Annotated in this window: 6 protein-coding genes; 2 read left to right on the top strand and 4 right to left on the bottom strand. The window is 66.9% G+C overall.

All coding sequences use genetic code 11. The features are described from left to right. Positions 1-125: 125 nt before the first annotated feature. Positions 126-2,627 (bottom strand): bifunctional UDP-N-acetylmuramoyl-tripeptide:D-alanyl-D-alanine ligase/alanine racemase, encoded by a 2,502-nt coding sequence (locus tag FDY95_RS06530; protein WP_138075939.1) that lies wholly within the window; start codon positions 2,625-2,627, stop codon positions 126-128. 333 nt (positions 2,628-2,960) lie between these two features. Beyond that, positions 2,961-5,603 (bottom strand): DUF5686 and carboxypeptidase regulatory-like domain-containing protein, encoded by a 2,643-nt coding sequence (locus FDY95_RS06525; RefSeq protein ID WP_138075938.1) that lies wholly within the window; start codon positions 5,601-5,603, stop codon positions 2,961-2,963. Between the two features lie 586 nt (positions 5,604-6,189). Here FDY95_RS06525 and FDY95_RS06520 point away from each other — a divergent pair. Beyond that, on the top strand, positions 6,190-6,702 hold the full coding sequence (locus tag FDY95_RS06520) for a regulatory protein RecX (RefSeq protein WP_138075937.1): 513 nt from the start codon (positions 6,190-6,192) through the stop codon (positions 6,700-6,702). A 4-nt stretch (positions 6,703-6,706) separates the two neighbouring features. Here FDY95_RS06520 and FDY95_RS06515 read toward each other — a convergent pair whose 3' ends face one another. Together FDY95_RS06515 and FDY95_RS06510 are read right to left on the bottom strand one after the other, a co-directional pair. Beyond that, positions 6,707-7,120, bottom strand: a complete 414-nt coding sequence (locus tag FDY95_RS06515; protein WP_138075936.1) for a hypothetical protein — start codon at positions 7,118-7,120, stop codon at positions 6,707-6,709. 79 nt (positions 7,121-7,199) lie between these two features. Continuing rightward, entirely contained in the window at positions 7,200-7,706 is a 507-nt protein-coding gene (locus FDY95_RS06510) for a cupin domain-containing protein (RefSeq protein ID WP_171025556.1), read from the bottom strand. Between the two features lie 406 nt (positions 7,707-8,112). Between FDY95_RS06510 and FDY95_RS06505 the strand changes: the two genes are divergently transcribed. Continuing rightward, a complete protein-coding gene (locus tag FDY95_RS06505) occupies positions 8,113-12,342 on the top strand; it encodes an FG-GAP-like repeat-containing protein (protein WP_138075934.1) in 4,230 nt (1,409 codons plus the stop codon). Positions 12,343-12,383 lie beyond the last annotated feature (41 nt).

Below are 12,383 nucleotides of genomic sequence, written 5' to 3'. Positions count from 1 at the left end.
ACTGGCCGAACGGTTTCCGTCCGCTTCTCCAATCGTCGTCTAGAAACGGGTAGGCGCCGAGCGGCCGGGGCGCCTTATTCCTGCCGGCTTGACGTCAAGCCGGTACCTGTCCTGCTAACCGCCGCTTATTCGGCCACGAACACGCGCTTGACCCGCTCGCTCACGTTGGTCAGCAGCTCGTAGGGAATGGTGCCGATGCGGCTGGCCAGCTCCGTCAGGGGCAGGCCGGCGCCGAAGAGCACGGCCGCGTCGCCCTCCTGCACGTCCGGAATGCCCGTCACGTCGACCATGCACATGTCCATGCACACGTTGCCGATGATAGGCGCGCGCTGGCCCCGGATGAGCACCTCGCCCCCACCCCGCGAAAAGCGCCGGTCGTAGCCGTCGGCGTAGCCGATGGCCAGGGTGGCAATGCGCCGGTCGTGGTCGGCCGCTTCGCCGCGGCGGCCGTAGCCCACGGTTTCGCCCGCCGGCAGCCGCTTCAGCTGCGACACCGTGGTGCGCAGGGTACTGACGGGCTGCAGGGCCTCGGGCGCCAGCCCGGCCGCCTCCACTCCGTAGAGCCCGATGCCCAGGCGCACCATGTCAAACTGCGCCTCCGGAAAGCGCATGATGCCCGGCGAGTTCAGCGCGTGCTTGATGACGGCGTGGCCCAACGCCGCTTCGAGCCGGGCCGTCATGCGCCGAAACGCCGCCAATTGCTGGTGGGAGAAGCTGTTGTGCTGCTCCTCGTCGGCGCCGGCCAAGTGGGTGAGGGCGCTGGCCACGCGCAGGGTGCCGGCGTGGCGCTGCAGCAGGAGCAGCAGTTCGGGCAGGTCGTCCTCGGCGAAGCCCAGGCGGCGCATACCGGTGTCGAGCTTGAGGTGAATAGCGGGCAAGGGCCCGTCCTCGGCCGCCTTGAGGTACTCGCGCAGCCGGGCGAAGGAGTAGATTTCGGGCTCCAAGTGGTACTGCCGCAGCAGGGCGAAGGAATCCGGCGAGGGGTTCATCACCATGATGGGCAGCGAAATGCCGTGCTCCCGCAGCTGCACGCCTTCGTCGGTGTAGGCTACGGCGAGGTAGTCGACGCGGTGAAACTCCAGCAGACTGGCTACTTCATAAGAGCCGCTGCCGTAGGCAAAGGCCTTGACCATCACCATCAGCCGGGTGCCGGGCTGCAGGCGGGCGCGGTAGTAGTTGAGGTTGTGCACCAGCGCGTCGAGGTTGACTTCGAGCACGGTGCCGTGAATCTGGCGCTGAAAGGCCGTCACCACCCGCTCGAACTCGAAGCGGCGGGCGCCTTTCACCAGAATGGTTTCGTTGCGGAAGTAGTCGGGCTGAAACCAGCGCAGCAGCGCGGCGGTATCGGCGAAGAACGCGCACTCGGGCACGGCCGCTTGCAAAGTCTCAGCGTGCCGGCCGATTTCGGGGCCCACGGCCAGCAGGCGCTGCACGCCGTGGCGCCGGGCCAGCTCGGCCACGCGCTGGTACAGCTCCTCGGCCGGCAAGCCCGATTCGAGCACGTCGGAGAGGATGAGGGTGTGGCGGCCACGCCGGGGCTGGCGGCGCAGCGCGTCCAGAGCTAGGTCGAGGCCGGTGAGGTCGTTGTTGTAAGTGTCGTCGAGCACGTAGCAGTCGTGGATGGCCTGCTTCATCTCCAGGCGCATGGCCACCGGCTGCAGGCGCAGCAGACGGCGCTGCACCTCGGCGGCGGGCAGCCCGCGCCAGAGCAGCACCGCGAGGCAGTGCAGGGCGTTTTCCACCGAGGGCTCGTCGGCGAAGGGCAGGGTGAACGGGTGCTCGGCCTGCTCATAGCGCACGTGGGCCAGGGTTTGGCCGGGGTCGGCGCCGGGCTCCACGCGCACCTGCACCTGCGCTTCGGGGGCGCCGTGGCGCGACCAGGTCAGGCGCTGCACCGTGGGCGGCAGCGCGGCGGCAGCTTCGTGCACCTCGGCGTGGTCGTGGCAGTAGAACAGCGTGTCGACGCCCTGGAACAGCCGCATCTTCTCGGCCGCTTTTTGCTGGCGCGAGGCAAAGCCTGCGTCGTGGGCCGGGCCGAGGTTGGTGAACAAACCCAGCGTGGGCTGAATCACGGCGGCCAGGCGCTGCATCTCGCCCGGCTCGGAAATGCCCGCTTCAAAGATGCCCAAGGTGTGCGCCGGGCGCAGCTCCCACACGCTCAGCGGCACGCCCACCTGCGAGTTGTAGGAGCGCGGCGAGCGGCAGATCAGCTCGTCGGGGCTCAGCAGCTGGGCCAGCCACTCCTTCACGATGGTTTTGCCGTTGGAGCCCGTTACGGCCAGTACCGGCAGCGCCGGAAAGGCGGCCCGGTGCGCGGCGGCAATAGCTTGCAGCGCCGCCAGGGCATCAGCCACCAGCACGAAGCCGGCTTCGGGGTACGCCGCCACGCCGCCCGGAATCAAGTCGGCTCGATCCACCAGAAACAGCCGCACGCCCTGCTGGTATAGCTCGGGCAGGTACTGGTGGCCGTCGTGGTGGGGGCCGCGCAGGGCCACGAACAGCGTGCCGGCGGCCTGCACCACGCGGCGGCTGTCGAGCAGCAAAGTCAGCACGGGCGCGGCAGCCTCGGCGGGAGCCTGGAGCAGCGCGCCGCCGGTGAGGGCGGGCAGGTCGGCGAAGGTGAGCATAGGCGGCGGAATTCTGCCGCAAAGGTAGATTGAACCGTCGGCAGCGCGGCGGATCAGCGCATAACGGCGGTAGTACCGGCCGTCATTGCGAGCAAAGCGCGGCACCCGCAGGAAGGCGTAGCCAATCCTTCCTCTCGCGGCACGACGGCGCAACTGGCAGAAACCGCAAACGGCACCACCCGAAACGGCAGACGCTAGTTTCGGGCGGTGCCGTTTGCGGTCAGAAAGTATTGGCTCGGTGGTGCTACTGGAGGAAAGATTGCTTCGCGTTGCTCGCAATGACGGCCAGTGCTACCGCTGCCCTGTGCCGCCGGCAGCTGGTCAATCAGCCCTTTAGAACCCAATGCCGACGCGGAAGCCGTGGGTCAGCTTCTGGCCCGACTGGAACGAGGCGTAGTAATCCAGGCGTGCCAGCTTGAAAATGTGCTCTATGCCGGCGCCCAGCTCCACGTACTGCCCGGCGGTGGGCGTGTAGAGGTAGTTCACCGAGCCCACTTCCTGCCACTTCAAGCGGCGCATCAGCGGGATTTTGTTCAGGAAGAAGCCGTTGAAATGGTGGTCGAAGTGGCCTTCCACGAACCGCTCCCGGGTGGCGTATTTGTAGTAATCGAGCAGCTGAAAGCGCGAGAAGTCGGCCGCCAGGAAAAAGCGGTTGCCCGAAAACTGCCGGTAATCCATGAAGGCCAGCTGCGGCTTGCCCAGGAAGCCGCCCGCGCTGAGGCGGTACGAGCTGGTGCCCAGCAGCCCGAACTGCACCGTCTGCCGGATGCCCGCTTCCAGGAAGGTGTACCGCACGTCGGAGCCGGGGGCGTGCCAGCCCTGCCGCCAGGTGAGGCGGAAGGTGGGGTAGCGCGAGCCAAGGTTGATTTTGCCGTCGGGGCGAGTGATGTAGCGCTGGCCCGGCCGCCAGCTCAGCCATAGCTCCGAGCTCAGCGCCCGGCTACGGCCGAAGCCGGTGCCGCCGGGCAGCTCCAGCGCCACCGGGTCGTTGGGCGTGAAGGCCCGGCCCGGAATGTCGCGAATCAGGTTGATGGTCGAGTTTTCCAGCTCGCGCCGGTCGAAGTAACTCACCGCCCCGCGCACCTGCAGGCCGTTGATGACCTCGGTCAGGTAGCCGATTTCGGCCCCGCGGCGCTGGTAGTACTTGGCGTAGTTGTGGTTGCGAAACAGCGTGGCCGAAGTGTTGATAATCGGCGTGAGCTGGGTGTTCGGGTCGAAGTTTTCGACGGTGCGGCCCACCTGCAGCTGCCAGCGCGCCAGCTTCTGCGCGTCGTGCTGCCAGTTCAGCTCCACCGAAGGGCTGAAGAGCTTGGCCGCCACGCCGTAGCGCAGGGAGGGCGTCAGCCAGAAGCGCCGCTCGTCGTCGGTGTAGCGCGAGTAGGTCAGCTCGGGGTTGACGATGGTGCCCTCCACGGTGCTGTACTGCAGCATGTACACCAGCGGCTTGACGGCGTAAGACTGCTTTGTGTGGGTGTTGTTGTAGTTGTAGCCCAGCGAGATGAACTGCTGCATGCTGAACTTGTTCCGGATGCGGTCCAGCGAATCCTGGTAGGGCTTGGAGTTGCGAATGGCCTCGGTGCTGTCCTTCAGGTGGTAGTCCTTCACTTCCTCGTCGGTGAGCGGCACCGGGCGCACCTGGCTCCAGTAGGCGCTGTCCCGCTCGTTGGCGCCCTTCTCCACGCGCATGACTTCGCCGGCGGCCAGTTTTTCCACTTCCAGCAGGTTGCCACGCCGCCCGGCCGAGTCGAGGGCGGCCTGCACGGTTTTGCGGCTCTGGCGCTTGGCCTGCCGGCTGGCCTGGCGGGCGGCGGGGCGCTGCTGCTTGGCCTCGGCCACGGTTTCGGCGTGCACGGGCTCGTTCGTGGGCGCTGCCGGGGCCGGGGCAGCCGGTTCGGGGCGGCCGGGGTAGGTCGGCGTCACGCGGTACTGCGAAAACACGGCCGTCAGGTAGGCGTTGCCCTTGAAGCCGAAGGCCGAAATATTGGCCGTCAGGGTCTGGCTTTGCATTACCCACACGTGCGGGGCCCCGGGCGCGGGCACAAACTGTTGGTCGATGCGCACGTGGTCGACGTAGTCGAGCTGGGCGTCCTCATTCAGCGTGAGCGACACCGAGTGCAGCCGCCAGGTGCCATCCGCCACGAAGATGTGCCCGCTGAACACCGGGTCGGTGCGGCGGCGCGGCACCACGCGGATTTTGTGAATCAGCTGCCCGTCCTGCATGGTGCTGCCTTCCAGCACAAACTGGTAGAACAGGAAGGCATTAGGCGCAATCGGCGAGACGAAGCCGCGCTCCGAAAACACCTTCAGCACCGGGTTATAGAAGCTCAGCCCCCGGCCCGCTCCGGCCCGGTTCAGGCTGAAAGCCTTGGCGTCGCCGCTCACCCGGGAGGATATCATGCGCTCCTTCACCACGTTGGGCTGCCGAAACGATACCTCCGACACCGATTCGGACAGGTAGATGATGCCGGGCTTCAGGTCGGGGCCGACTTTGAACATGCCCAGCACCTTGTTCGGCACGTCCTTGAGCCGGGCCAGGGCCTTGATGTAGCCCCGGGCCGTAAAGGCGGCCACCTCGCGCTTGTGGTAGCTGCGCCAGTCGATGGCGTGCTGCACGATGGCGAAGGCCGGGTCGCGGTCCTTGGCCCGCACCACCACTTCGCGCAGCTGGTACTGCTCGGGCGTCAACGTCATGTTCAGCACCGTGGCCGTGTCGCCGCCGAGCACGCGCACCGGCTGCAGCAGCGGCTTGTAGCCCACGAACTGAAACACCAGCTCGTAGCGGCCGGCCGGCAGCGGCAGCTGGTAGTTGCCCTGCTCGTTGGAGGCGGTGTTGGTGGGAGTTCCTTTCACGGCCACGTTGGCGAAGCCCAGCGGCTGGCCCTTGGGGTCGGTGATGCGGCCGCGCACGATGCCGGCCGAAGCCAGCAGCGGTAAGAGGCTCAGCAGAAGCAACAGGGAGAGTAAGCGACGAACCATAAAACCAACCGAAACGCAAGACAGCGAGGTAATTTAGGGAGTAGATAAGCGTAGTGCCCGCAGAGTTGCCCGCGTCGGCGCATTTTTCCGTTCGACCGTTACCGGTAGCTCCGCGTCGGCGCGCACACCGAACGTTCCCGGAGGCGGATGATTGTTCGCTCACGCCCCGCAGCCCCCAAGCCTTAACCCGGTATTATCGCATAATCACGCGGCTTACGCAACACTTGCTAGCTCGAATAATTTGCTGGCAGATTCTCAGCCCCGTAGGCGCAGGTGCTGCGAACCTTGCAGCAAATGGGGCAATTCGTTTCTAAATCCCACGCAACGGATATTAATTCCTTAATATTGTGTGAAATGTGAAGGCTGCGTATTACCTTGCCGCAGCTGAACCCAAAGAACCTCTGCTGGTTCGCTGGTTTTGTTTTTTGGATTCAACTTGTTTATGTGAGCGAACAGCCGCCGCCTTCTGGGCGGCGGCTGTTTTTTTGGCCTATTCCAATGTAGGCACCCGGCGCGCCGGCCGCTGCGTAAGCCCTTACTCCGACGAACCCGCAACCCGCCCAACGGCTCCGGCCGCTTTCCGCCCATGCCCCTCGACGACCAAGCCCCGCGCAAGCGCAAAACCTACACGCCCGGCGAAGCCCTCCAGAAAATTGCCGCCTACTGCGCCTACCAGGAGCGCAACTCCAAGGAGGTAGAAGACAAGCTGCGCAGCTATGGCCTTGACGAGGACGAGGCCGGCGAAATCCTCATCCGGCTGGTGCGCGAGAAGCTGCTCGACGACGAGCGGTATGCCCGCTCCTTCGCCCGCGGCAAGCACCGACTCAAGAAGTGGGGCCGCCGCCGCATCCGTATGGAGCTCAAGCAGCGCGGCCTCTCGGAGTTCTGCATCAAGGCCGGCCTGAGCGAAATCGACGGCGACGAGTACTACCAGAACCTGAAGGAGCTGCTGGAACGAAAAAACGCCCTGGAAAAAGAGCCCAATCCGCACAAGCGTCGGCAGAAGCTGATGGCCTACGCCACCCAGAAAGGCTACGAGGGCGAGTTTATCCAGGACGCGCTGCGCGAGGTGCTCAACGGCGAACCGGCCGACGAGTAAAGACTCAACCCACAATGCGGACCTGGTAGGGCGGCCGCTCGTCGGAAAAGGCGCAGGCGCCGTCCATCACCACCATGTTGGGGTTTTGCAGGTACTGCACCGGGTCCTTGATGAGGTCGATTTTCTGCTGGCAGTGCCCGCAGGTAGGCCCAACGCCGGGCGTGAAGCGGCCGCCGCAGGGGCAATAGGGCAGCGTGGCCGCAATCTGGGCCAGCACATCGGCATCGACCTTACCCGCCGCGTAGATGGGCGCCTTATCGGCTTCGCGGTGGATGACGTTGGAACAGCGGGAGCAGAAGAAGTGCGGAAAACAGTCGCTCATGCCGCTGCTGCGCCAGGCTTCGTTGAGGCCCTGGCAGTGGTTGCAGCGCAGGTGGCCCACCCATTGCAGGCTGCGCGGATACTCGACAATATTCATGAGGGCTAAGGCGTTGGCTGGCCCCACAAAGTAGCATTTGCTGCCGAGGCGGCGCGGCATCCGGTACCTCGCCACCGGCTCAGTCGAAGGTGACGCCGAAGCGGGCGGCCACGGCCAGCAGCTTGGTCACGTCGGGGTCGAGGGGGCGCGGGGGCACGATGAGGGCTGCGGCCGGCTCGGCCAGGGCCTGAAAGCAGTGCTCCAAGCCGGCCGGAGCCAGGTGCAGCAGCACGCGGGCGTACTCGGTTTCGAGCTGGTAGCAGTGGCGGCGGCCCCGGGGCAGGTGCACGGTGTCGCCGGGGCCGGCCACCAGCACCTGCTCATCCAAGCAGAAGCGCAGCTGGCCTTCGAGTACGAAGTAGGTTTCGTCCTCGCGCTGGTGGGTGTGGGCCGGCGGCTCGGTGCCGCGGCGCAAACTCATATCGAGCACGGCGAAGCGGCCGTGGGTATCGGCGCCGGTGATGAGCGGGGTGACCAGGGCACCCAGGCACCAGTGCGAGCCAGCCAGGGTGCGGCGGCCCAGCAGCGGCGGCACGGCGGGCAGCAGGGTGGTTTCGACGATGTCGGGGGCGGGCGAAGTTTGCATAGCGGGCCGGCGGAGGTGTGGAACGAGCCCAAAGCTAGCCGCCGCCCCGGTCGGCGGCCAAGGCCGTGGCATCACATGAAAAGGTGACCCGACAGCCCCGACTCCGCCAAGTACCCGCAACTCACATCATCGTGTTGGTCAGGCAGTAGGCTACCAATAGCACCGGGCGGCGGCCGGTAGTAGCCGGGCGCAGAATATTCGTCACCGATGATGCTTGACCCCGACATATAACTACATTTACCCGCTAATATCCAAGCTGCCCTGCATCATCTTATCCAAGCCGGCGGTCCTGGGTTGCTGCTGCGTGCCCGCCCGGGTTTCCCACGGCCGGCCGCCTATCAACTCTTCTACTCCTTGTGCCCGCCTGGTCAGGGCGGGCTGCTTACTGAACCAACACGTTTCCACCATGCCACAATCTTACTCTTACCGGCCGCCCCAGCGCGGCTGGGCACAGTTAGGCTTGCTCGGACTGCTGCTGACGGCAGCCCCGGCCCAGGCCCAGTTTGCCACCTTCGCCAGCTACTCCGCCCCCGGCGGGCCCAGCTACCCTTCCGTGGGCGACCTGAACGGCGACGGGCGGCCCGACATCATCACGGCCGGTATCAGCTCCGCCGCCGTCAGCGTGCTGCTGGGCCAGGCCGGCGGCACCTTCACTGCCGGCGGCAGCTTCGCGGCGACTAACGGCGGGCCGTTCGGCACGGCCCTGGGCGACCTGAACGCCGACGGCCGCCTCGACGCAGTGGTAGTCAACACCAACAATACCTTAGGTATTAGCGTGCTACTGGGCCAAGCCGGCGGCACGTTCGGGGCCGCTACCTCCTTCCCCACCAACGTCAACGCCTCCGCCTACAACGTAGCTCTGGGCGACCTGAACGCCGACGGCCGCCTCGACGCGGTCGTCACGGTCGGCAACGGCGCCCTGGGCGTATTTCTGGGCCAGGGCAACGGCGCTTTCGGTACCCCGACTTTCTTCAACACCGGGGCCGGCGGCGTCAGCGCCTATGGTGTGACCCTGGGCGACGTCAACGCCGACGGCCGCCTCGACGCGGTGACCAGCAACTTCGGCGGCGCCGACGGCACTACGGTATCGGTGCTGCTGGGCGCGGGCAACGGCACGCTCGGTACGGCCACGCAGTACCCCGTCGGCTCGGCGCCGGCCGGGCTGAAGCTGGGTGACCTGAACGGCGACAACCGCCCCGACCTGGTGGTGGCCAACTACAACAGCAATAATGTGGGCGTGCTGCTGAACCAGGGCGGCACGTTCGGCACGATGAGCACCTACACCACCGGGGCCACCAACCCGCGCGAAGTAGCCCTAGCCGACTTCAACGGCGACGGCCGCCTCGATGTGGTAGCCACCAACGTGGGGCCGCTGTCGGGCGGCGCCGGCACTACCGTGGGCGTATTGCTGGGCGCGGGCAACGGCACGCTGGGCACCGCGGCTACCTACTCCACGGGCTCGGGCAGCCGGCCCTGGGGTGTGGCCGCCGCCGATATGAACGGCGACGGGAAAGCCGACATCGTGACGGCCAACCGGGACAACAACACCATCAGCGTGCTGCTGAACACGGCCATCTTTGCGCCGACTACTACCGGCGCCAGCCGCTGCGGCTCGGGCTCCGTCACGCTCCAGGCCAGCGGGGCGCCCAGCGGCGGCTCGTACCGCTGGTACACCCAGGCATCCGGTGGCACAGCTATCAGCGGGGTTACCGGCAGCAGCTACGTTACGCCCACGCTCTACGGCACCACTACCTACTACGTCAGCGCGGTGGACGCCAGCAACGCGGAAAGCGGCACGCGCACGGCCGTAACGGCCACCATCAACTACGTGGCGCCGCCCTCCATCGTAGCCGGCGGCCCGACGACCATCAACCCCGGCGGCTCGGTGGCCCTGACGGCCCGGCCCAACCTGGCGTTGAGCTTTTCGGGCGTCAACGGTGCCAGCAGCCAGCGGGTGGCCACCAACCTCAACGCCGCCCCGGCGGCCCTGCCCAACAGCACCTGGGAAGCCTGGGTGTACCCCACGCGCACCAACCACGGCGTGCGGCAGACGGTCTTCTCAGTGGACGACGGCAACTTCGACCGTAGCCTGGTTATCGAAGCCAATACCGACAACTGGGGCGTGTTTACGGGCAGCAGCGTGTGGGCGCCGACCACCGTGGACCTGAACCAGTGGCAGCACGTGGCCGTGGTGTACAGCACGACGGGCATCAAGTTCTACAAGAACGGGGTGGAATACGTGTACGGCGGCGGGGCCAATACCGGCACCACCGTCAACCGCTTCATGTTCGGCAGCAACCCGGGGTTCGTGAACGAGTCCTGGCAGGGCCAGATCGACGAAGTGCGGGTGTGGAGCACGGTGCGCAGCCAAAGCGAAATTCAGAACACCATGAACGCCGCCCCGGCCGGCAGCACCACCGGGCTGGCGGGCTTCTGGCGCCTGAACGAGGGCAGCGGCAGCACCGCCACCGACGAAACCGGGGCCAACAACGGCGCCCTCACCAACGCGCCCAGCTACGTGACGCCCGGCCAGAGCAGCATCGTAGCCTCGACCTACGCCTGGAGCCCGGCCACCGGCCTGAGCGCCACCAACACGGCCACGGTAACGGCCTCGCCCGGCAGCACCCAGACCTACACCGTGGACGTGAGCAACGGTGGGACCTGCAGCAGCTCGGCCCAGCAGACGGTAACGGTCAATGCCCTGGCGGACCTGACCATCAGCACCACCCAGAACGTACCGGCGGGCAGCTACAACAACATCACCGTGACGGGCACCGGCGCCGCCACGCTGACCGGGACCGTGAACGTGGCCGGGGCCTTCGTGGTGCAGACGGGCGGCTCGCTGAACACCAACTGCCAGACCCTGACCGGCGCCGGTTCGTTTACGCTGCAGGACGGGGCCACGCTCAGCATCTGCGACGCGGCCGGCATCACCAGCAGCGGGGCCACCGGCGCCGTACAGCTGACGGGCACCCGCACGTTCAGCCCCAACGCCGATTACGTGTACAACGGCACGGGCGTGCAGGTGACCGGCACCGGCCTGCCCGCCCAGGTGCGCAACCTGACCTCGACCAACAGCAACACCCTCACCCTGTCGCAGGCCGTGGCCGTCCGGCAGGTGCTGACGCTGAACGCGGGCAGCCTGAACCTCAACAGCCGCTCCCTCACGCTGCTCTCCGACGCGACGGGCACGGCCCTGGTGGCCAACCTGGGCAACGGCAGCGTGTTGGGCACGACCGTGACGGTGCAGCGCTACATCGACCCGACGCTGAACCCCGGCCTGGGCTACCGCCACCTGGTGGCGCCGGTGGCAAATGCCACGGTGGCCAGCTTCGGCTCGGGCGGCACGGCGCTGGTCGTCAACGCGGCCTACAACAGCTCGACTACGCCCAACCTGACCATACCCTTCCCCACCATCTTCCGCTACGACCAGAGCCGCCTGGCTTCCTCGCCGGCCACCACGCTGTCGGCCTTCGATAAGGGTTGGGTGTCGCCCACGAGCCTGAGCGACGCGGCCCAGCTGGCGTTTACCGGCTTTACGGTGCAGCTGCCGGGCGCCAGCACGCTGAGCTTCACCGGGCAGGTGGGCAACAGCAACGGCAGCATCGCGCTGACCCGCAATAGTGGCGCCACGGCCGCCGACGCGGGCTGGAACCTCATCGGCAACCCCTACCCCTCGCCGCTGGACTTCAGCACCATTCCGACCGGGCAGCGCGTGAACATGGACGCGGCCTTCTATACCTACGAAAGCACCTCGCAGTACGCGGGCCAGTACCGCAGCTACGTCAACGGCGTGGGCAACTCACTCGTCGGCACGGCCCAGGCCTTCTTCGTGCGCGTGAGCAGCGGCCAGACCTCGGGCTCCCTCACCCTCAACAATGCCAACCGCGTCACCACCTACGACCAGCAGGCCCCCGTGCGCCGCGGCGCCGAGCTTCGCCCCCTGGTGCGCCTGACGGTGCAGGGCAACGGCAGCCTGACCGATGACGCCTACGTGTACTTCCAGGCCGGCGCCACGCCCGGCCTCGATACGGAATACGACGCGCTGAAGCTCAGCAACCCGCACGGGCTGAACCTGTCGGCCCTGGCGGCCGGCGCCGAGCTGGCCATCAACGGCCTGCCCGTGCTGACGGCCACCACGGTGGTGCCGCTACGCCTGCTGGTGCCGCAGTCCGGCAGCTACACCCTGCGCGCGGCCGAGCTGCTGAACCTGGCCGGTATGCAGGCCTTCCTCTACGACGCCCAGACCGGCCAGACCATCGACTTGCAGCAGCAGCCCAGCTACACGTTCAACCTCGGCACGAGCACCAGCATGCTCAGCCGCTTCCAGCTGCGCTTCTCGCCGGCCCGGCCCACGGCCACCCAGTCCGGCCTGACGGCTGCCAGCGTGGGCGTGTTCCCGAACCCGGCCGCCCAAGCCTTCACGGTGCAGGTGCCCGGCCTGAGTGGTGTGAACCGCGTGACGCTGGCCCTTTACAACAGCCTGGGGCAACGGGTGCAGCAGCTCGTTGAGCCTCTGGGCGCGGCCGGTCTGCAAGCCACCATGCCCGTGGCCGAATTGCCCGCCGGGGTCTATCTGCTGCGCATCGAAGCCGGCTCTGAGACGCTGACCAAGCGCGTGGTAGTGGCGCACTAAGCCCAACCTATTGAACGTCCGGTCGCGTGACCGGACCAAAA

The sequence above is a fragment of the Hymenobacter jeollabukensis genome, from assembly GCF_005771675.1.
Taxonomy (GTDB): domain Bacteria; phylum Bacteroidota; class Bacteroidia; order Cytophagales; family Hymenobacteraceae; genus Solirubrum; species Solirubrum jeollabukense.
Note: the sequence above shows the minus strand (reverse complement) of the source record. Positions and strands in the feature narration are given on the sequence as shown.